This is a genomic window from Colwellia sp. E150_009, assembly GCF_053543955.1.
This window is the reverse complement of sequence record NZ_JBHFOM010000015.1, coordinates 38,665-62,585: the sequence shown is the minus strand read 5'-3', so window position 1 is coordinate 62,585 and position 23,921 is coordinate 38,665. Positions and strand designations below refer to the sequence as shown.

The window sequence follows — 23,921 nt, the reverse complement described above, 5'->3', positions numbered from 1 at the left end:
TATCTCCATCACTTTTAAACCGCATAAAAAATGATATTTTAATTAAATCATAAACAATAATACAAATCATTTTTATTTGCGTGAAAATAAATCTAATGATAACCTATTTACCAATAATAATAATTCTCACTTAGATTTAATTAATGAATATTTATTCCTCTGCTCTTATAAAAAAACCATTTCCACTCTTTTGTTTATGTTTTAGCGTTTTTAGTTTTTCAGATGATTATAAAACAGTTGATGAAAACCATCTTGAACATATAGTTATATCTGGCACTCGAACCCCAAAGTTACTCTCTAATTCTCCCGTGTCAATTCAAGTTATAGATCAAGAAACAATCCAAATATTAACTCAGGGAACATTAGCTAACGCACTTAATTATATTCCTGGGTTAGTCGTTACTCGTAATGTAAAAGATGGCTACAACATACAAATGCAAGGTTTTGATGGTGACCATGTACTGGTACTAGTTAATAGCCAACCATTAATTTCACCTGCTGGTTCAGCGGCAGATTTAGATCAAATTAATGCAAATGATATTGAACAAATAGAAGTACTACGCGGTGCGGCATCGGTAATGTACGGCAGCTCAGCAATGGGTGGTGTAATTAACATCATTACCAAAGAGGTTGATGAAAACAAACTCAAAATCAGTTTGCAAGCAAGCCAATACACTGATGCTTTAGAAGATGACCCAATTTCATACACTACTAGAGTTAATGCTAACCTTACGGTGAAAGACTGGGATTATAAAGTAAGCTTGTTACATATTGACAATACAGGGTTTGACTATGATCCAGCAACAATAAGCCAAGATGCCAATGGCATGAAGAAATCATTCATTAATCTATCAAGTAAAACAAAATCATTTAATCTATTTGGTAATGATGAAGTTAATGCAGAAATTAAATATCAGTATTTAACGGAAGACAAATCACGCCCAACAGCAAGAGTACCAGGGCAAGATTCAATCATTAAATACCTTTCAGAAGTAGAACAAAATCAATTCGACCTGTCATTAAATACCAATGTATTTAATGACGAACAACATAAAATTCAACAAGGTAGTTGGCAACTCAATGGTCGTTATATTAATCACCAAGAAGTGAGTGGCCAAACAAGCGGTATTCGAGATACGGAGATTGACTTAGCTGAGATTAACGGACAATACGTTTATTCAACCGACAACCTAGAAATAGTCTCAGGTGGTGTGATCCATTTCGATAACCTCAATCAAATAAAGCCTGACACACAAACTGTTGAAATTGATGATGAGTCTCGCCACAGTATTGATGCATTTGCTCAAGCAAACTGGATTCAATCTACATACCAAGTGCTTGCAGGATTGCGAACTCAATATGACTCTGATTTTGGTTTTCATTCTGCGTTTAGAATAAGCAGCATGAATAATTTTGGTGATAAAGAAAGTCAATGGCAATGGCGTAATGGTTTTGGTCAAGGCTATCGAGTTCCTAGCCTTAAAGAACGTTTTTATTTATTTGATCATAGTAACTTAGGTTACATGGTATTGGGATCGTCTGATCTTAAACCAGAAGAATCAAATACAATAAATACAACATTAAGCTATAGCACTGAAGTCTTTAAAAGTTCAGAATTATTAAACAAGGCACAGTTAAAAACAGAATTTAACGCGCATTTTTCTAAAACCAAAAACTTTATTGAAGCGGTTTACCATCCTGAAAAATCAGCGGAAACAAAATTAGATGTTTCTGTGTATCAAAATGTTTCTCAAGCCACAATTCAAGGTATCGATTTCAGTATAGACCTTACGTTTAACGAATGGTCTGGGCAATTAAATTACAGTTACCTTGATGCACGCGATGAAGAAGGACAACGTTTAGCTGAACGGCCTTATCATCAAATAAAAACTAACCTTGGGTATCATAATTACCAACATGAAATAGATGTTTTGTTTTTTGTTGTTTATCAATCAGGTGAAGCGTACGACAGTACTTATACCAACGTAATAAATAATCACTGGCTCAGCGCCAATATAAATATAAACCAAAATATTAACCAACAACTTTCTTGGAGTTTTGGTATTGACAATATTTTTAACGAGCATAAAGCCGCTAACGCCAGTAGTTTAAATGCTTTTGACTCTCGACCTGTATCAAACAGAAACTTGTCATTAGGCATCAAATATCAATTTTAATACGTTAACAATCAAAGAATTAAACACTCATTATTTTAAAACATGAACCCTTGGAGAAAAAAATGAATAGAAAACTTAACTTAATCACTGGCATGTTCGTCGCTTTAGGGTTAACTGCGTGTGGAAGTAGCTCAGACAGTACAGAAAACACCACTCCAGATCCAACACCTGAAGTAGGCCTAATTTATGGACCATTTAGCACAGGCACAGTACAAGAGAGAACATTTGCCTATTTTGATGTTGATACATTATCACTCGTCGAATTGACAGAAGAACAAGCAGCTACTGACACTACATGGGATATTGCTTTTAAAGGTAGCAGTGTTTACCTAAATACAAATGATAGTGAACACCCTGTTAGCCTTTACTTTACCAATAATAACAGTGACTTTTATGATGAAAATGGTGACCCTGTTGTTGACAAGTTTATTAACGCTACCGCTGAAGATAATTTAGCTGATTTTATAGCCATTACTAACGACAACATACCTACTGATGACGCATTCAAAACAGATGTAGTAGAAAGTATTCTAGACGGCTTTTACAATTATGATTCAGAAACTCATCAAATAACAGCAGCAGATGATCATTACTTTATCGCTTATTCAGACACAACCGTTACTAAATTTAGAGTAACTGAATTAACACAAGTTGGCTATGGTATGACTAACTTAACAATTAGCTACGCAAACCAATTAACAGGCGCAACTGAATTTGACACACAAACAACTGAACTCGTGATTGATGCTACATTAGAGTGTAGTAACGATGATGCAATTTATATCGATTTTGATGTTAATGCTATCGTAACCAATGGCGATGCTTGGGATATAAAAATACCTTGTTTAGCTAGTGAAACAGACACCGCGGCAGATTTTACATTAACCCTCGCAGATGACGCCACAGCCATACAAGATTTTACTAACAGTTACAACGGCATACCTGAGTCAAATATTCCCTATTATAGTTTTCAACCAAATGAATACTCCGTTGTCGCTTTCAAAGAAAACCCTTGGTATCAGTACAACCTTGAAGGCGGTCATAAGCTTTGGTCTCAGTACGGCGTATATTTACTAAAAAATGTAAATGGTGTTTTTAAACTGCAATTAACCAGCTATTACGATACTGACGGTAATTCAGGTAACTATTCATTGCGTGTTGAAGCACTTTAAATATTGTTCAAATAACCATAATTTTAATGAGTGACTAACGATTAAAAATTAAGTGACTCATGTTGTATTTAATCCAAGTGATAACACAATTAAAAATGTTATCACTGTTAGGTAATTTTTATGATCAGCTACATAGAACAAACCATGTATCAGTTGTCAGATTTTTTTATGGCTCCGGTACTATTACTTATTAGTTTACTTTTTGTATATGCATTATTCGCTACAGGGCAATTTTTTACCCAAAGTATTCAACGCAAACAAAATAAAGTAAATTTTCTACAATTAATATCAAGTAAATTAGGTGAAAACAAGCAACTTTCTTTGGCAGGTTATACCTTATCGAAATTAGCAAATAAACAACCTAACATCAGTAAAGATCAACTTGATGTTGCTGCACTTTGTGATCTTGAAGGTGTAAGAAATGTAAGCCGTTTAGCGCCTATGCTAGGTTTAATCGCCACTATGGTTCCTATGGGGCCAGCATTAAAAAGTTTAGCTGACGGCAACATTCAAGGAATTAGTGAAAATTTAATCGTGGCATTTTCTTCTGTTATTTTCGGCTTAGTTATCGCATCTATTACCTTTTGGATCGCCTCAGTTAAAAAACGATGGTTAGCACAAGAACTAGTAGCGTTAACGCCGCTATTACATCATACCTCTCTATCATCATTACATTCAACAACGCCAATAGAGGATAAAAAAAATGAGGCTGCTTGACGAAGACGAGGGAATAAATCCAGCTTTATCTGTAGTTAACTTAGTGGATGTATTTTTAGTATTAATTGCTGCTCTATTAATTGCTATTGCACAAAACCCTTTAAATCCTTTTTTATCTGAAGATGTCACTGTTATCAAAAATTCAGGCAAAGATAATATGGAAATTATTGTAAAAAAAGGCAATAAAATTGAATCGTTTAAAAGCCAAGGAAAAACAGGTGCTGGTACAGGTAAAAAAGCTGGAACGGCTTACGAAATGGCAGATGGTTCTATCATCTATGTTAGTGAATAGTATTCGTAAAGTAATGCTATCCCCCTTTAAATTCAATAATAATTATATTTAGAGCAAACAATGAAAATTATTCAAAAAATAACGAGCTTGTTTATTTTATTAACAAGCTTATGTATTAGTTGTATTACACAAGCTAATGAAAGTTCAACTACAAAGTTACTCTTTGTAGGTTCTGCGCACTCAAATAAAGCAAAAGTAACCTTATTAAATGAAATAGCCAATAAAAATACCAATAATCATTGGGAAATCACTTACAAGTCAGCACGTAGTATGGGCGACCTAACGCTAGCAAAAACACTCTTTAATCAGCAAGATATTATTGTGTTTGACGCGGTATCAGTTAACGAATCGTCAAAAACTTTTGCTAAATTTTTACCCTTGGTCAACCAAACGAACCAAACAAAATTCATCAGTATAAGTTGGTTAGAAAACCCTAAAGCTCATCAAGGTTTTAGCGTTCCACAATTGCAAATCATTTCCGATTATTGGAACAATGCAGGGCGAAAAAACTTAACAAATTTATTAACCTACCTTGCCGTTGATATTCTTAAGCGAAACAAGCAAGATATTGCTCAAGCGCCAATTATTTTCCCCCTACAAGGTATTTATCATCCTAATCAACCTAACCTAATCAGCGATAACTTAAATGCCTACCAACGTTGGTCAGCCCCTAAAAAAGATCAACCACGCATTGCCCTATTGTTACAAAGAGCCCTAATTGAAAGCGAACAAACACAAGTAATTGATGCCACTATTAAACAACTAGAAGAAAAAGGCGTCTATGTCGTGCCTTTTTTCTTTGAATTGAACCGAACAAGTGGAAATTATCAACATTTATTATTGCTAGAAGATGAGATAGCAAGCGGTAAAAAACAAACCAGTGAAATTGACTTAATTATTAGCTTTAGAAATATCCATTGGGCAAATAAACGTAGAGTTGAATTTGAAACATTTGGCGTGCCTATTATACAAGCCATGACTTATTATTCTGGCGATCAAAAAGCGTGGGAAGAAGACAAACAAGGTGTTTCTGCTGGTATGATGGCATTTACCTTAGTATTACCAGAAAGTGCCGGTGTGGTTGACCCTATGGTCGTTGCGGCTATGGATACTAAAACACAAACAGCTAAAGTTATCGACTATCAATTAACGCATTTAGTCAATAAAGCAATAAACCTAGCCAAACTAAAATATAAAGCTAATCAAAATAAAAAACTAACTGTATTTATTTGGGGCGATCAAGATGTTGGGGCTTCTTTTATGAATGTGCCTGCAAGTTTAACGTCTATTAAACAACATTTGGCTAAAAAAGGTTACGTGACAGGCCAACAAACTCAAGAATACATTACCAACAATGTTAACCGTATTTTAGACCCCTTCTATCGCGATTATCAATTAACCCAATTACTTAATGATGATCTAGCTGAACTAATGCCAATGAAGCGATATCTTGCTTGGTTTAACAGTCTACCTGCAGAAGTATCAACCCCCATTAGTGATTATTGGGGAGATCCTAAAGATCACTTTATGGCTGTAGAGCAAGACGGGGAATATTATTTCATTCTACCGCGCATTCGCGATGGTAATATACTCATAATGCGTCAACCACCGCGCACCGACAAAAAAAATGATGAAACGGCTGTTTACCATCAAGGAACTGTGCCTATGAATCATTTTTATTTAGCGGCTTATTTTTACGCCCGTGAATACTGGCAAAGTGATGCGATAGTGCATTTAGGAACACATGGTTCACAAGAGTATTTAGGAGGTAAAGAGCGTGGTTTATCTATTTATGATCAAGGTAATCTAGCGGTATGGGATACACCTGTTGTGTATCCGTTTATTGTTGATGATGTGGGTGAAGCCATGCAAACTAAACGCCGTGGACGCGCAACCGTTATTTCGCACATGACACCTCCTTTTGCTGCCGCGGGTTTGCACGGTGACATGAGTGATTTACATGATTTAATGCATCAATATAAATCATTAGATCAAGGCGGGGTAAAACAAAAAACAGCTAAGAAAGTTGTAGAATTATGTTTCAGCAGCAATATTTGCAAAGATATTGCTTGGGAAAAAGACAAAATAGATAAAGACTACGATACTTTTTTTGACGACCTGCATAATCATTTAGAAGCGCTCGCTAGTGCCAATCAACCATTAGGCTTACATACTTTTGGTCAACTTGCCGAACAAGAATTACTAATAACTACCTTAATTCAAATGTTAGGAAAGGAGTTTACTCAGCACGCCAGTAAATTTGAACATAAATACTATAATCATTTAGACAATTCAGATGAAAGTCACCATGAAAAAACAAATGATATACAAGATGAAGTAGACATTACCCAATTAGCTGGTTTTAATTTTGTAAAAGACTATATTGTTAATTCAAAGACTAACCAGAACGATCACAAACACTCTCAACCTATTGCCCCAAAAGCACTTAGTGAAGAATTATCAACCTTTGTTAAACGTGGTAAAAACCTTTACCACGCAATGACTGGCATTCATGAATTAGAAGCCATGAGTGATTTTTTAGCAAATAAATATATTCCCGTTAAAACAGGTGGCGATCCTATTCGTCACCCTGAATCATTATCTACTGGCTACAACTTGTATGGCTTTGACCCATCAAAAGTACCTACCAAGGCAGCGTTTGAACAAGGTAAAGAATTAGTAGATGAAATGATTCATAACTATCAGAAAAAAAATGGTAAATTTCCTGACAAAATGGCATTTTCATTATGGTCAATAGAAACCATGCGCCATTACGGTGTATTAGAATCACAGGTATTGTATGCCATGGGAGTTACGCCAAAATGGAGCGCTAGTGGACGCATAATCGGTACAGACATTATTCCTTACAGCGAATTAAAACGCCCCCGCATAGACGTTATATTGTCTGCTACTGGCTTATATCGCGATGCTTTTCCAGGTGTCATTCAATTGCTAGCAAACGCCGTTAAACAAGTCGCTGAATTAAAAAAAGACAGCGACTCAATATGGGATAATAAATTTGAAAATCATGTGGCCTTAAATAGCCAACGTATTCAAAACGAATTAACAGAACAAGGCATTGACGCTGACGAAGCCCAGTATTTGTCAACTATTCGCGTATTTTCTAATGCTTCAGGTGACTATGGCTCGGGTGTTGATGGCCCAGCGTGGGCAAGTGATACCTGGGAGACTGATAAGAAAATATCAGATAATTATTTAGGTAAAATGGGATTTTTCTTTGGTAGCGACAGCGCACGTTGGGGAGAAAAAGCAAAAGATTCACAAGGAAAAGACATTCAACTTTACGCGAAACAATTATCAGGTACAGATATAGCCTCATTCTCACGTTCATCAAACTTATTCGGCATGTTAAGTTCAGATGATCCGTTTGAGTACTTTGGTGGTATTAGTTTAGCTGTACGTAATATTGATGGGAAAAGTCCTGATATGATGATTTCAAATTTACGCAATGCTACCAACGCTAAACCAGAAGATGCCGCTTTATTTATGGCAAAAGAACTTAGAACGCGCATGTTTCATCCTCGTTGGATAAAAGAAATGCAAAAAGAAGGCTACGCTGGTGCTGTGTCATTGGCATCAAAAATGGACAACTTTTTTGGTTGGCAAGTGGTAGATCCTAACCTAGTTAGAAATGATCAATGGGATGAATACTTCGATATTTATGTTAACGACAAACTTAATATTGAATTAGATAAGTGGTTTGAAAACATCAACCCAGCGGCCGTTGCCCGTATAATGACAAGAATGCTAGAAGCTGAACGTAAAGACTATTGGCAAGCAGATCCTCAGCGCTTAAAGCAACTAGTTGAAAGGTATATTGACATAGTAAATCGCTACGATTTAATTGTACAAAACGATGCATTACGTGAAAATGTTAACGAACTTGCGACAGGTTTTGGTTTAGCCGCCCTATTACAACAACCCACACTCAAAGATATGGCCAAGCAAACAAATAAACAAAAGGAGCAAAACCAGCAACAAATAATTAAAGCTGAACAAAATAAGGAAAATAAACAGGTTGAAGGCCAAAAACTTGAAAAACAAAGTAAAAAACAAACAACTGAATCTAATTACTTTATTTGGCAAGCGATATCAATAATGCTGATAATTATGCTTTTAGGTGCTATGCGACAGCATTTCAAAAAATAGATAACGGGTCACAAATAAAATAGCATCTCCTTTGTTATTTAATTGTAGTATTTAATACACTATAAAATAAATAACTCATGTATCCGCAAGCGCTTTATTGCTTGCGGGTACATAGATGAACTCCTCATATTTTTACAGTGTCATTAACTATATTATAATGAAGGAATTTAATTTATGACCGTTCATGAGAACTATTACAATTAAAGCGATTTCTGTACAGTTTAATTAATTCATTGGTTGAATCATCCATATTTAACTCCTCAGAAGAATCAGTTATTTTACTCAACACCTTGTTACCAAGTGATTTTCCTAATTCCACTCCCCACTGATCAAAAGAATTAATATTCCATATCACGCCCTGAACAAATACTTTATGCTCATACATCGAAATTAAACTACCAAGTACCTTAGGCGTTAATTTTTCAAATAAAATAGTATTACTTGGTTTATTACCTTCCATAACTTTATGGGTTGACAAGTTTTCTATTTCCGTCATATCACACTTAGCTTTGATCATTGCTGACTTAACTTCTTGTAAAGTTTGCCCTGCCATTAAAGCCTGACTTTGGCCAAAACAATTAGAGGCCAACATATCATGATGGTTTTCAACATCATAATGGGGAATTAATGGCATTAAAAAATCAACGGGGATGGGTGTTTTACTTTGATGAATTAATTGATGAAACGAGTGTTGCCCATTAGTACCTTCACTCCCCCAAATAATAGGACCAGTATCATAAGCTAACGGCTCGTTTGTAATTGAAACTGACTTACCGTTACTCTCCATATCTAGTTGTTGAATATATGCAGGTAAACCCCGTAAATAATGATAATAAGGTAATAATACTTGTGATTGAGCACCATAAAAATTTCGATACCAAATACCCAATAATGCAAGAATAACAGGTATGTTGTTTTCTAATGGTGCTTTTGTAAAGTGCTCATCCATTTCAAACGCACCTTTTAAAAAATCTTGATAATTATCAAAGCCTATGGCTAACGCCAAAGGTAAGCCAATGGCAGACCATACTGAATAACGACCACCAACCCAGTCCCACATTGGAAAAATATTCTCTTTGTCTATCCCTAGTTTTTGAGCAGCCTCTACATTAGAAGAAACACAAGCAAAATGATATTTAATACTTTTTGATGTTGCTGTATTAACAAACCAATCTCTAGCAGTAAGTGTATTTCGCAGTGTTTCTTGTGTTGTTAATGTTTTTGAAGAAGTAATAAAAAGTGTAGTTTCAGGATTAACTTTATCTAAAATATTTTGAATGTGACAACCATCAACATTCGCAATAAAATGCACTTTTAATTGAGGCTGATGAAAAGGTTTCAATGCTTCCGACATTATTTTAGGGCCAAGAAAGGAACCACCAATACCTATACTAACTATGTCAGTAAAAGCTTTGCCTGTATAACCAACTTTATGACCTAACGATACATCCTTGACAAAGTTTTCAATTTTAACAAGTGTTTCTTGTATTTGTGGCATCACATCATGACCATCAACATACACGGGGTTATTTGAAAAATTTCTTAATGCTGTATGCAAAACAGGACGATTTTCAGTAGTATTTATCGATGACCCATTAAACATACTATCGCGTTTATTTACTAAATCAGATGATTTCGCTAAATTCATCAGCAAGTACATCGTTTCATCAGTGATACGGTTTTTAGAATAATCAAGTGTTATACCAACCGCTGAAAGTGAAAGATTTTTAAAACGCTCTTTTTCAAGCGAAAATAAATCTCGCATTTGAATATGAACATTTTTATTATAATGATTAACGAGTGACTTCCACTCAGGTGTGTTTAATAACATACAAGCGATATCCCAACCAAAAAAAACAACGTTGTCTTTAATTAAACTATATTGCTTTTAATACTACAAGAAATTTCTACTTAACATTCATAAGATGTTTAGTTTTACCTATACATTTAGTGTATAAATGTATGTTCAGAAAATAATAACAATATGAAGAACAAAAATTTAAATTTAAGATAAATGAGGGTAATCAAGTGGTAACAATTAAACAAGTTGCGGCACACGCAGGGGTTTCTTTTAAAACCGTGTCAAGAGTTGTTAACAAAGACCCTACGGTTAAAAAAGCCAATCAAGAAAAAATAGAGCAATCTATAAAAATTCTTGGCTATCGGCCAAATAGAGCAGCCAGTTTAACAAGAAAAAAACAATCTGGCATATTTGGGTTGATTGCTGATGAATTACTTAGTACACCTTACACATTCGATATTATACGCGGAGCACAAGACTTAGCCTGGAAACACAATAAAGAATTAATGGTGCTTAACGTCAATGAAAAGCGTTATGCAAGTGAAAAAGCGGTGGAACACCTTTTTGAACACCGTGTAGAGGGTATAATTTATGCTTCAATGTTTCATCGAAAAATAGATCCCCCATCAGAACTCATTAATATTCCAACAATATTAGTAAACTGTAGTTCAGTTAATAATGACTTACCCTCCGTGATACCTGATGAAATCAATGCGGCTGAAGTGTTGACTAACCAACTAATATCCAAAGGTTATAAACGTATTGCCCTTTTAAATTTGAAAAAAAATATTCTAGCTGCTCAAGGTAGAAAACAAGGCGTGATAAACGCCTTCAAAAATAACAAAATACCAATGGATAATTTATATATAGAATCTGTCGTGATAGAAACAATTGATGGTGACAAGTCAATAACAAGAGAAGCAACTAAGCGAATAATTAACACTTTTAAACCTGATGCTATCATTTGCGGGCATGATCCTATGGCCGCTGAAGTATATTTCACTCTCCAAGCTATGGGCCTGAAAGTAAAAGAAGATATAGGTATTGCAAGTTTTGATAATTGGGAGCCAATCCCTTCCTTATTACGCCCTATGCTATCAACAATGGCATTACCCCATTACGAAATGGGTAAATGGGCAATGAATTACCTCTTAACAGGAGAACAATCGCTAACGTGTCAAAAAGAAAAATTCAAATTAATTGAAAGGGAGTCATTTTAAGAGACAAATTTCACTTAAAATAATGCTTGACTTTATTCACGATAAATGGATAAATGACCAACGTTAGACAAGCGATTCTAACAAAATAAAATTCAATATTGATAGAGCAGTATTTTTTTTACCCTAGAATGTCCATCGTTAGACATTTGGGATTTAAAACTATACTATCTATTGTTTAAAAATTATAAAATACAAATAAATCAGGGGATAAGGATGAATAAAACCATACATTATTTAGCTATCATGTCTTTATTATCAGGTTCTAGTGCTGTTTATGCACAAGAACAAGCAAATAAAGATGTTGAACAAGCAATAGAAAAAAGAAATACAGAAGTCATCATTGTTACGGGTGTAGCTAAAGATACAACAAAAATGGACGCTACTTTTTCTATCAACACAATTAGTCTTGATGATATGAAAAAAATAAGTCCCGATGGCACAGCTGAATTACTCGGAAATATTCCAGGTTTTTTCCCAGAAGGGGGAACTGCTGGAGAATCTCATAACAATGTATTAGTCAGAGGACTACCTCAAGCAGGTGGCTACCGCTATGTACCTAACCTTATTGATGGTTTACCTGCTTTTGAAGAACCCGAAGCTCCTTTTATGAATAATGATGTGTTCATAAAAACCGATTTAATGACTGTTGCTGTTGAAGCAGTCAAAGGTGGTCCTGGTGGTATTTTATATTCAAATGCACTTGGCGCTGCTGTTAACTACGTTACTAGAACAGGCACACAAGACTTTGAAGGCGCTTATAAGTTTGAAATAGGTGACTGGGGACACGTTAGAAATGATTTCTTTATTGCAGGTCCTATAAATGACAACTTAACCTACGCTCTCGGTGGCGTTTATCGGGTAGCTGACGGTAAAAGAGACCCTGGTTATACAGGCAATAACGGTGGACAATTACGAGGTAATTTACAATACATAAGTGATGACGGCACAACTCAATTTACAGTCTATGCACATACCATTAATGATAAAACAAATTTTTATCAAAACATTCCTTATTCTATTGATAATACAAGAGGTCCAGGTACAGCTGATGATCCCTTTGAAGTAGATCCTAGTAATGTAAACAGTTTAGGTATTGACTTTGGTGATGGTACGCCAATGTCCTATCAAACAAGTAATTACAACCTATTTAATAATGATGGCAGTCAACTTAATTTAGACATAACTGACGGAATTAATCCTAAATTCAATATTTTCACTACTGAATTTATACAAGATTTTAGTAATGATTGGAGCTTTAAAGCCTCAGTTAGATCAACCTCTGGCACTAATGGGTTTAATGCCTTGTTTAACGATCCATCTAAAGAAACATCAGCATTAACATCAGAGCAATTTAGTCGAATACAGAGCCTTGGTGGAATTTTAGAAGATTCATACGCTAACGCAACTGGTGTAAAGGCTTATTATAATGACACAGTCACGGGCACTGACTTATCGAGTGCTGTAGAAGCACCAAGTATTTTAGCTCATAACATCCCCGTTTACGGTAAAGTTGATGCTACTAGCAACACAGTAGACTTTCAAATAACTAAATCACTAGAATTAAGTAACAGCTACCATGATTTCACTCTAGGACTGTATACAAGTCATTATACTTATGAAGTTACATCTGTGTTTGCCAGTGCTTGGAGCGATATAAGTGAAAATGCTAGGCTTGTTGATCTTTACGCCGTCGATGACAATGAACAACAAGTCGGCCCATCTATCACTAGTGGTGGTGTTGACCAGCCTGCATTATTTGGTTTGGGCGCTGATTCAACTATGCGTACAAATGCATTATATGTACTTGACCATATTTCACTGTTAGATGATGACTTACAAATTGATGTAGGTTTCAGGTGGCAAGAACTTTCTGTTGATAGAGTTACAACGAACTCATTTGATGCAGGTAATACTTCAAATGATTTCACACCTGCTGATGTTGTTGTAGGTTCAACTAATGACACATTATCCGACAACTTTGTTAATGTACCTGATGGCACACCTAAATTTGCTTCTGAAGAGTATGATGGTTTTGGTTGGTCGCTTGGCGGAAATTATAAACTAACAAATGAATATTCAGTGTATTTAAGCATTTCTGAATCTTTCCGTTTACCTGGTTTTGAAGATTACATTTTTGGTGGTCCAGCAACTAACCCTTCAACGGGTGAAATATCTCGTGGCGACTTAGTTGAAGAAATATCACAAATTGAAGGTGGATTTAGATTCAGTGATGATAATCTAACCTTAGCTGTTAGCACTTTTTATATCGACTTTGCAGCCAAGGAGACTTTAGGACCAACACTTGATGATTTAAGTACCTCAGGTGATGGAAACCTTAGTTGCGCTACAATACCCGCCCCTGCAAACTGCGCTAAAATTAGGGATAGTTATAGAACAAGTTTAGAAACCGTTGGTGTTGAAATAGAAGGTTCATATTCGCCTACTTATTTAGAAGGTTTTACCTTACAAGGTAGTATTGTTTGGCAAGATCCTGAACAAAGCCAAGACAATCCAATTCGAAATGGTATTTCAGAAATTGACACAAATAATGACAATATCAATGACTCTCGAATTTATGACATTTCTACAGGAGATAGCCGACGTCCAAGAAGACAATCTCAATGGTTAGTGAATATCAGACCATCATATGATTTTAGTTCTATGCCCTTAACAGTATACGGCCAAGCAATGTACTACAGTGAAAGATTCTCATCTGATAGCAATACTAATGTAACTATTTACCCTGCTTATACACAAATTAACCTTGGTGCTATTTATTCAGTATCAGATGACTTAGAGCTTCAATTTCATATTAGCAACCTAAATGATGCAGACTCTTTTACCGAAGGTACTTCGGTTGAAAGTGGATTATCATTCTCAGACGGAAGTTATCATGGTGTAGCAAGACCTCTTTTAGGTCGCGCAATGAAAGCCTCAATAACTTACAGCTTTTAAAACACTTTTTAGATAGGTCTCACCCTACTTAGCCGCTATGTATTTTTCTTAGCGGCTTTTTTTATATTTTGTGACCACTTATCAACTTATAAAGGCAATACTAAAATACTAAAATACTAAAATACTAAAATAAAGAGTATAAAATGTTTATAAAACGCAAACTTCATTGGTTAAAAATCAGTTTACTTTTAACCATTTTAAGTGAACTTCCAGTAAATGCAGCCCCCTTACTTCATCTAACTTATAATGAAAAAAATGGCGCTATCAACACGATAGATACGGTTAATAAGGCAATTTTTTCCGTTCATCACACCACCTTACCACCAGAACGTGTACCAGGAGTAACAGGCAATGCATTTCGTACAAACGGTTATTCAACTTGGCTAGCTGGTACATTCAATTCAGCTAACTTAAATGCCATGACCTTAGAAACTTGGATCGCATTAGAAAGCTTTCCTTCAACTGAGGAAACAAACCTTCAAGAGTCTTCTTTACTTCATCAAAAAACCAGTAATAACGGCTTCAACCTCGGCATAAATACATACGGCCAATGGTGGTTAGATATTAATATTAATAAACAAAATTTTCGTATTAATGCGCCACAGAATTTTCCACTTTATAACTGGACACATGTTGCTTTCACCGTTAATAATGGATTAGTATGTTTATTAATAAATGGCAAAGTTGTTAGTGAGAAAATGACAGTTGCGGGTGATATTCAATTTGCCCCTGATGCTCCCTTTATTATTGGAAGAGCATATAAACCTCAGATTTCACAGGGTATATTTGAAGTGAACGCTATTAATGCAGCCTACGACGAAACTAAGATCGATAGTAGTGCTAAGAGTTTAAATGACTTGTTAACCGTTTATAACAACCATAAAGATACTCCATGGCAGGAATCAATAGCCGTCCCCAAAAATCGTTTTGCTGATGATCATTTACGCCCACAATATCATGCTATGCCACCCGCTAATTGGACTAATGAACCCCACGGGTTAGTCGCATATAACGGTAATTATCATATGTTTTATCAACGTACCGCAAATGGCCCCTATAAATGGATGATGCACTGGGGAAATATGATTAGTGATGACTTAATTAATTGGCAACACTTAAAAGATGCTTTTTATCCTCGTCTAAATAGTAGCAGTAAAACTGGCCTAGGGTCTAAAGGTATTTGGTCTGGTGATGTTGTGGTTGATAACCGTGGTAAAGCTCATGCCTTTTATACTACCGTTAATTTTAATGGTCGTTATAACCCAGGTATTGCATGGGCAACCAGTACTGATATTTTACTAGAAAAGTGGACACAACACGGTGGTATTATTGATAAAAACAGTCCAAACGCTGGTGCTATTTCTGATTTTAGAGATCCTTATTTATGGCAGGAAAATAATAGCTGGCATATGATCATTGGTAGTGCTATGGCCAATAATGGCGGTATTGAGTATTACACCACAACAGACATCAACTCAGGCAAATGGCAGCGTGCCGCCAAGAGTTTTTCTACCGTGTCTTTTACTGACATGGATATTGGTTCAGCAATTTGGGAAATGCCAGTATTTGAATATTTGGGTAAGTTCAATGGACAAAAAAAATATGTGCTCATTGTTAGCCCTATTGGCGGTGCTATGAAAAAGAACCAAGCACCTTACGTAAGAAGTGTTTACTGGACAGGAACATGGACAAAATCAGCGAAGGGCATCACAGGTCAATTTACACCAGACTACACTACCCCTAAGAATTTAGATGTGATTCACGGACATATATCTCCAACACTGGTTCGTAATACCAATAAGGAACTTGTGGCCATTGGGATTGTTGATGAACGAACTAATGCACAGTTTCAAAATGACACTGGCTGGGCCCACACTTATAGTTTACCTCGCATTCTGCGTTTATTAGACGATGGGCAAACTATAGGACAACAACCTACACAAGCGCTAACCTCATTGCGTAAAACTACTGACTCATCGACATTAAGCAATATTTTAGTTTATGGTGAACATAAACTATCCGCAAGTGGTAACCAAACCGAAATAATATTAACTCTCGATAGTAATACTCAAGCAAGTGAATATGGTTTTTATATAGCCACATCACCCAACAAAGAAGAGTTAACCAAAATATATTATGATGGTGAAAATATGGTTATTGATAAATCAAAATCTACCTTAACATCAGGCTTCGAAGAAAATGATATTTATCATGGTATTTATGATGAGAAAGCCTTTGGTAAACCTGAAAAATTTCATGTTTTTATCGACCACTCTGTGATTTCTGTATTCATTAATGATAGCGCAGTTTTTGCAAATCGTATTTACCCAAGTAGAACCGATAGTACTGGTTTGTACTTATACTCAAAGGGAGCCAGTACTAAGTTCTCTCAAGTTGATGTTTATCAATTAAATTCAGCCAGCAAAGTTAAACGTTTCCGTACAGACATGGCCGTTAATCATTTAATTCAAAAACAACCAGAAATTGGCAATGTGATCGAAAATAGCGAAGCACTAAACTAATTTAAATTAATGAAACTTTCATGTTAATTTGTATAAGCTAAAATTTAAGCAACCACACTTTATTATAAACAACTAAGTAATTAACTTACTTGACCACTTAGTTGTTTAATTTATTACTTTTTTAACGTAAAGCATTTAAGTTTACTATGACTATTCACTTCGATTTCACTGTATGGAATTTGTGGAAAAATATTTGAAGTTAAAGTTGTTAAGCCTTTTTCGGCAAAAACTTCCACTGTTGACTGGTCAATAATGATAGACAACTCAATATCTTTTTCATTAGTCATCTTTAATGGTGCCTTAGCCACTCTACCAAAACCTTTATCATTCCAGCCAGACTCAGTTCTATCAAGTAAAATATCATTACTACTTGCAACATAACTTAATACTAACTTTTCATTCAATGTATTTATAAATGTAATACTGCTATCGCCAAGTGATTTATCAAACTTCCACACTATTTCATATGCACATAAATTAGGTAAAACATTTACATCACTTAACTCATTAGCTGCATTCAAATTAAATTCAGTTCTTAAATTTAAAATATCATTAATCGGCAAATTGGCTAACAATAAACCATCTGAAAAATTTACCAATGTTAGCTCTCTTGGTAAAGTCATTCCTCCCCTCCATGGGTGTGTAGGTAAGTCGTTAGCATAGTCCCAATTAGACATCCAAGCGATAAATATACGCTTGTTGCTTGTTGCTTGTAAGCCATCCCAAGTAACACCAGCATAATTATCAGGGCCATAATCTAACCAACGAGTTTCTTTGTGGTCAGAAGTAAACTGCTTACCATCAAAATCACCAATAAAATACTGTGTTGCAGAACCTTTATTTGGACCGCCAGGGTTTAAACTTACCAATAAGACCCATTTGGTGATACCGCATTGTGTGGTTAATGGAAATAAATCAGGGCACTCCCAAACACCTCCGTGCGCACCGTGCGCATCACCAAAAGTATGCAACAAGTTCCAATCAATAAGATTTTTTGAATGATAAAAATAAATTTCTTGTCCTACAGCTAATACCATAATCCACTGGTTTCTTTGTTCATCCCAAATAACCTTAGGATCCCGAAAATCTTTTAAATTTGGGTTAGTGATCACAGGGTTATTAGCATATTCTAACCAAGTATCACCGCCATCTTGGCTATACGCTAAACTCTGAACTTGTACTTCATCTTTTGAGTGGTGCGTAAATGTGGCGACTAAGGGGGGTAACTTTCCATTACCTAAGCCGCTACTATTATTAATATCCACAACAGCTCCGCCTGAAAAAACATACCCCAGTCCGTCAGGCGTCGCATATAAACCAATACCATGATGCTGCCAATTAACTAAATCTGTTGATTTAGCATGACCCCAATGCATATTCGCATGCTTATCTCCAACAGGATTGTACTGATAAAACAAATGATATATGCCGTTAAAATACACCATCCCGTTTGGATCATTTAACCAATGCTTTTCAGGCGTAAAATGAAGAAATGGACGCCATTGCTTGGTAATTATATTGTCTACGATTTTCATATATCTCCAGAAAGGTAAATTATTTATGAGGTAATTTACCTTAAAAACTTACTTATGTCTAACGTTGGACATTACAAGTTGTATTTGCTAGTCTATGTCAATAGATATTTGTACAAACGGCTTAATATAAATAATCACTGAAAGAATTATTTACCTTGATATACTTGCATAAACATCACATAAAAATTAAGAAAGATATGAATTCAATCAAAGATGTAGCAGCACATGCAGGCGTTTCAGTTAAGACAGTCTCTCGCATTTTAAATGGTTATAAAGGAGTCAGTCCTAAAACGGTAGAGAAAGTAAATAAAGCAATGAAGGAATTGGAATATTATCCTTCTGCAGCCGCCCAAGCTTTAAAAGGAGTTGGAGCTGGTATTGTTAGCCTAATTACTGATAACTTAACCACAACCCCCTATTCATATGGCATTGTTGCTGGGATACAAGACGTTTGTGAAAAACAAGGGTTATTATTAATGATTGGTGAAACAGGTGGCAGCATGGATAATTTTTCCAAGCTTGTTGATGACTTTAGAAGACAAAGATCGCAAGCGATTATTCTCGCTACTGTATATCACAAAGAAGTAAAAATAACGCAAGCATTCAAACAATGTCCTCTTATTTTAGTTAACTGTTTTGAGAAGGAAACTATTCATCCTACTATTTTGCCTGATGATGAAAAAGGTGCATTCGATGCGACTTCTCACTTGATCGAAAAAGGACATAAAAGGATTGCTTCACTAACACTTTTTGAAGAAATGGTAGCAACAAATTTACGTTTGCGAGGTTATAAAGCAGCGCATAAGCACTATAAAATTCCCGTAGATAATCATTTAATTCGTCGAGGAGTTTTTAAAAATGAAAATGATGAGTTTGTTGATTTAGAAATTGTTTTGAGAGAATTATTAGCTTTACCTAATCCACCAACCGCAATTATGTGTGGTAACGATAAAATGGCAATGCGCGTATTTATGCTTATTAGAGGTGTGATGGGATACAAAATACCTGAGCAAATTTCAATTGTTGGATACGATAACTATCAAATGATCGCCGAAAATTTAGTACCACAATTAAGTACGGTTACACTACCCTATTTCAGCATGGGCCAATTAGCAGCGACATTAGCAATATCCAAAGAACATTCAGCAAAAGTACATCAGGTTAGTGGCAAATTTGTTGAGCGACTATCCGTTTTAAATAAAAAAACTTAATACATAATCGAGGGAAAATGAATACTTCTACTAATAATAAATACTGGCTTTTAAGCTGCTCTCTTTTTTCATTTTTCCTAACATGGTCTTTTGGTTTTTCATTGTTTCCTATTTGGTTAAGCCAAACAATAGGGCTTACGGGTGAACAAACAGGCATTATATTCAGTATTAGTGCATTAGCTGCGTTAGCGGTAATGCCTTGTTATGGATATATTCAAGATAAATTAGGCTTAGGTAAAGGGTTATTAATTACTGTTGGTGTATTGCTATTTTTGTCTGGTCCCTTCTTTATTTTTGTCTATGGCCCATTACTCATCAGCAACTTTTATTTGGGAGCAGTATTAGGGGCAATATTTTTTAGTGCCGCATTTTCAGCTGGTGTTGGCGCAGTAGAAACCTACGTGGAAAGAGTCAGTAGAACTTCAGGTTTTGAATATGGAAAAGCAAGAATGTGGGGGTCTCTAGGCTGGGCGGCGGCAACATTGTTTGCTGGTGTTTTATTTAATATAAACCCGCAATATAATTTTATTTTAGCCAGTATATCTGCTTGTATATTCTTACTTTCTATCGCATTATTAAAAGTAAACACCACTAATAACAATAACTTACCAACACCAAAAGATAACGAAGTAAACTTTAAAGATGCTATAAAAATTCTTACCCTAAAAGAGTTTTGGGGATTTGCAACTTTTATCATGGGTGTATCATGTGTTTACGGTGTTTATGATCAACAATTTCCTGTTTACTTTTCGTCTCTTTTTCCAACAAAAGAAGAAGGAAATGCCATGTACGGGTATTTAAACTCGTTGCAAGTGTTTCTTGAAGCCGCAGGAATGTTTTTAGCTCCATTTATAGTAAACAAAATAGGTGCTAAAAATGGTTTACTGCTAAGCGGGATAATTATGGCCATTAGAATAGTAGGTTCGGGCTTTGCCGACGACACCGTTACTATTTCAATAATGAAACTACTTCATGCAGCAGAGTTGCCTATTATGCTTGTCGCAATTTTTAAGTACATATCAATCACATTCGACAACAAGTATTCAGCAACCATATATATTGTAGGCTTTCAATTTATGTCGCAAGTAATAGCTAGTGCTCTTTCCATTATTGTGGGTGCAATGTACGACACTATTGGTTTTCCTGAAACATATAAAATATTGGGAATTATTGTCAGTGTTTTTGTGGTGATTTCTTACTTTTCACTAGGTAATTTCAATCATACTAAACAAACATCATTACAGCCTAATACATAAAATTATTACACATTAATGGTAATACTAAACCCATTAAGTTATTTTCGGCTCAGCAATAATTTAAAGATTTAGAGGTGAGATATTGATTAAAAAAACTAATGTAGGAAAATCTTCTCCTGTAGTATTTAAATAAACTACATCTATATAGCATCCTTAGAAAAACCAACAATGTGGCAACTCAGCATTTGACTTTTATATTAAGTATTATCCCTACAGGAGCTTGTAAGGCTAAGAAACTAAAAAGGTGAGCATAACGCTCACCTTTTTAGTGATTTTTAACATCAACTTAAAATAATTTAAACTTGTCTTAGTAAAAATATTGATATGATCAGCAACTACTACCATGTTCAATATGAAAAGGAATTTTTATCGAGTCCGTTGCTCTATCAATAAAAAGCTCTGCTGCTTTTATTCCTTTTTCTTCACTGTTTTGATGTACCGTCGTTAACGGTGGTGACGATCGTAAAGCTTCTTCAATACCATCAAATCCTACTACGCTAATATCTTCAGGGATTTTTAAATCCATTGAATGAATTTCATTAATCGCAGCTAATGCAATAAGATCACTCATACAAAGTAAAACATTTGGCCGAGGTGTTGAAGTAAGCGCTTCTCTGGCAGCAATCAACGCATAATGATGATTACTCTTAGGAATATTCCATATCCGATCCGACCTTAAATTAACGTTCAACTCTGCTATTGCTTTTTTATAACCATTCAAACGCTGATGCGAAATAGAACAATCAAAATTTGATGACGGTAATTCATATACACGACAAGTTAAATTTGAATCGATCAATCTTAAACCAAGGATTGCTACATCATCATCTTTTGATTTGATAGCCAATTTCGCAATTTCGTAAGCAGCCCTTTCATTATCTATACCTACTGAGGCCTTACGATGAATATCAAAATCGGCTGTTACAACTTTTTTAGCAGTGGTTCGTAATTGTTCAATAAGCTCAGGGTTTCTTGGACTACCATAACAAATAAAACCATCAACAAAGTCAGCAACAGAATTAATATTGTCTGAAATACCTGAAAATAATAACAAGTTAACTTTGTTCTTTTCGAGAACTGAAGAAACACCTTTAACAAAATCATTAGCAACAGGGTCTGTTATCATGTATTCAACGCTGTCTGGTAGCACCAACGCAACAATATTAAACTTACCGTTTCTTAACGATTGTGCAGCTTTATTAGGACCTGAGTAACCTAGTTTTGCGCATGATGCGAGAATTTCTTCTCTACGTTGTTTAGAGAGTTGGTCTGGTCGATTGAATGCATTTGAAACCGTCGCATTCGACACACCAATTTCATTAGCAATGCTTTTCAGTGTCCACACTTTCTTTTTCGTCATGGTTACCTTATTTGTTCAGCTAAACCGAAATTAAACACAGTTATATTTCATATCAATAGGAAAAGAATCTAATAGATTATGTAGACTAACTGTATATAAGTCATTATTTTCTGTAATCTCTATTTGAGCATTCCTATCAACTAAGTCAACAGTAAGCGTTGCACATTGCTCATTGTTTTTCCAGTTCATTTCCAAAATTGCCCCTTGATTTTTAATGGTAAATTCCCCATTAAATGCGTCACATCGATTACGTAATTGAATAAGACTAATCATTGCCTTAGTAAACGGTTTTTGTAATGCTTGCTTAATATCTTCACTATCAAGATATGGGCGGTTAATATCGCGGCCAATATTAGTTTTTGACAATAATGCCATGGCATTTTTTTCACCTAACAAACCCGCATAATAAACTTGTGGTACACCTGGAGAAAAGAACTGAATGGCTCTAGCAAGTAAATATTCAAAATCATTTTGCCCAAGTGCATCATAATAGGTACAGTTTACCTGATATAAATCAACGTTACTTGCTGCAGCACCCGTTGCTTTTTGGCTTTCACCCGCACTATTTTCATGAATTTTATTCACTAAATCATCAATATCACTTTCAGTGAGTAATCCAGGTTTACCATTCATTGGACCAACATCAATAATGCCAATACCATCATGTGTATCTAATACTGTAATACAATTTTTTGGTGATATTTCTAACCATTTAGTGAGTGCTGTAAAATCTTTACTAAAAAGGCTATGCAATATTAAAGGGGGTAAGGCAAAATCATAAACTCGGTCAACTCGCTTTGCAATATCTATTTGAGTTTTATAGTAAGCATGAATTTCTACAAGGGTTTCAATGCCTAAGTTATTAGCTTTTTTACTTAATTCATCAATAAATTCAAATGTTTTATCAAGCATAAAACAACTTGTTCCTGCCTTTTTAAGTGCGTAACCTGCCGCATCTAAGCGGATCATTTTAATATTATTGTCTGCAAATGTTTTTAAAATACGGTTTAAGTAGTCTTGTCCTATTGTTGAGGTAATATCAATATCAATTTGGTTATCTGTGAATGTTGTCCAAAAGTCGACAGTTTCATTATTTGGTAATGCAAAATTAGTAAAGCAACTACCTGGTCTTGGACGATAAATTTTCTTTCTATCTTCTTCTGTTAAACCATAAGGAAACACTTTATCTTTGGTTAAAAATAAATCCCAAAAAGCAGAATTCTTACCGTTAGCTAATACATCTTTGAATTCATTAGACTTAGCAGACATATGGTTAACAATAAGATCAGCCATCAACTCATGCCCTTCCCCTAATGCTTTTATATCACTCCAATTGCCTAATCGACCATCAACTTGAGTATGATCTATAGGATCAAAGCCCGCATCACTGCCATCAATAGGATAATAAAACGGCAATAAATGAACACCTGAAAACAAATCGGCAAGTTGGTTATTTAAAAGTTTATTTAAGGCCTGGGTATCTGCCCCTGTTATCCTATCGATGTAGGTGATTAGCTGAACATTGTTTTTCAT

Annotated in this window: 14 protein-coding genes; 10 read left to right on the top strand and 4 right to left on the bottom strand. The window is 35.2% G+C overall.

The window, feature by feature from the left end:
• The first annotated feature begins 143 nt into the window (after nucleotides 1-143).
• The 5 genes from ACE1OF_RS08955 (at nucleotide 144) to ACE1OF_RS08935 (ending at nucleotide 8,528) form a co-directional block, all read left to right on the top strand.
• Nucleotides 144-2,177: a TonB-dependent receptor plug domain-containing protein gene (locus ACE1OF_RS08955; RefSeq protein WP_448893976.1), complete on the top strand. Its 2,034-nt coding sequence runs from the start codon at nucleotides 144-146 to the stop codon at nucleotides 2,175-2,177.
• 62 nt (nucleotides 2,178-2,239) lie between these two features.
• A complete protein-coding gene (locus ACE1OF_RS08950) occupies nucleotides 2,240-3,349 on the top strand; it encodes an HmuY family protein (protein ID WP_448893974.1) in 1,110 nt (369 codons plus the stop codon).
• 120 nt (nucleotides 3,350-3,469) lie between these two features.
• Nucleotides 3,470-4,066, top strand: a complete 597-nt coding sequence (locus tag ACE1OF_RS08945) for a MotA/TolQ/ExbB proton channel family protein (RefSeq protein WP_448893972.1) — start codon at nucleotides 3,470-3,472, stop codon at nucleotides 4,064-4,066.
• On the top strand, nucleotides 4,053-4,358 hold the full coding sequence (locus ACE1OF_RS08940) for a DUF2149 domain-containing protein (protein WP_448893970.1): 306 nt from the start codon (nucleotides 4,053-4,055) through the stop codon (nucleotides 4,356-4,358). The genes ACE1OF_RS08945 and ACE1OF_RS08940 overlap by 14 nt, the downstream gene beginning before the upstream one ends.
• Nucleotides 4,359-4,418: 60 nt before the next feature.
• A complete protein-coding gene (locus ACE1OF_RS08935) occupies nucleotides 4,419-8,528 on the top strand; it encodes a cobaltochelatase subunit CobN (protein WP_448893969.1) in 4,110 nt (1,369 codons plus the stop codon).
• Between the two features lie 172 nt (nucleotides 8,529-8,700).
• On the opposite strand, the gene pgi is transcribed toward ACE1OF_RS08935, so the two are convergent.
• A complete protein-coding gene (gene pgi / locus ACE1OF_RS08930) occupies nucleotides 8,701-10,359 on the bottom strand; it encodes a glucose-6-phosphate isomerase (protein ID WP_448893967.1) in 1,659 nt (552 codons plus the stop codon).
• Between the two features lie 197 nt (nucleotides 10,360-10,556).
• Here pgi and ACE1OF_RS08925 point away from each other — a divergent pair, with 197 nt between their 5' ends.
• The 3 genes from ACE1OF_RS08925 to ACE1OF_RS08915 all read left to right on the top strand — a co-directional run bounded on the left by ACE1OF_RS08925 (nucleotide 10,557) and on the right by ACE1OF_RS08915 (nucleotide 17,026).
• Complete coding sequence (locus ACE1OF_RS08925) at nucleotides 10,557-11,549, top strand: LacI family DNA-binding transcriptional regulator (protein ID WP_448893965.1); 993 nt, start codon at nucleotides 10,557-10,559, stop codon at nucleotides 11,547-11,549.
• A 213-nt stretch (nucleotides 11,550-11,762) separates the two neighbouring features.
• Complete coding sequence (locus tag ACE1OF_RS08920) at nucleotides 11,763-14,504, top strand: TonB-dependent receptor domain-containing protein (RefSeq protein ID WP_448893964.1); 2,742 nt, start codon at nucleotides 11,763-11,765, stop codon at nucleotides 14,502-14,504.
• Between the two features lie 143 nt (nucleotides 14,505-14,647).
• On the top strand, nucleotides 14,648-17,026 hold the full coding sequence (locus ACE1OF_RS08915) for a GH32 C-terminal domain-containing protein (protein WP_448893962.1): 2,379 nt from the start codon (nucleotides 14,648-14,650) through the stop codon (nucleotides 17,024-17,026).
• A 113-nt stretch (nucleotides 17,027-17,139) separates the two neighbouring features.
• On the opposite strand, the gene ACE1OF_RS08910 is transcribed toward ACE1OF_RS08915, so the two are convergent.
• Complete coding sequence (locus tag ACE1OF_RS08910; protein WP_448893960.1) at nucleotides 17,140-18,561, bottom strand: glycoside hydrolase family 32 protein; 1,422 nt, start codon at nucleotides 18,559-18,561, stop codon at nucleotides 17,140-17,142.
• 197 nt (nucleotides 18,562-18,758) lie between these two features.
• Between ACE1OF_RS08910 and ACE1OF_RS08905 the strand changes: the two genes are divergently transcribed.
• The gene (locus ACE1OF_RS08905) at nucleotides 18,759-19,772 is read left to right on the top strand and encodes a LacI family DNA-binding transcriptional regulator (protein ID WP_448893958.1); all 1,014 of its coding nucleotides are present in this window, start codon (nucleotides 18,759-18,761) and stop codon (nucleotides 19,770-19,772) included.
• 17 nt (nucleotides 19,773-19,789) lie between these two features.
• Nucleotides 19,790-21,028, top strand: coding sequence for an oligosaccharide MFS transporter (locus ACE1OF_RS08900; protein WP_448893957.1), 1,239 nt, complete (start codon nucleotides 19,790-19,792; stop codon nucleotides 21,026-21,028).
• Nucleotides 21,029-21,356: 328 nt separating this feature from the next.
• Here the strand turns inward: ACE1OF_RS08900 and ACE1OF_RS08895 are convergent, their stop codons facing one another.
• Both ACE1OF_RS08895 and gtfA read right to left on the bottom strand, forming a co-directional pair.
• Entirely contained in the window at nucleotides 21,357-22,388 is a 1,032-nt protein-coding gene (locus ACE1OF_RS08895) for a LacI family DNA-binding transcriptional regulator (protein WP_448893956.1), read from the bottom strand.
• 30 nt (nucleotides 22,389-22,418) lie between these two features.
• Nucleotides 22,419-23,921: a sucrose phosphorylase gene (gtfA, locus tag ACE1OF_RS08890; protein WP_448893955.1), complete on the bottom strand. Its 1,503-nt coding sequence runs from the start codon at nucleotides 23,919-23,921 to the stop codon at nucleotides 22,419-22,421.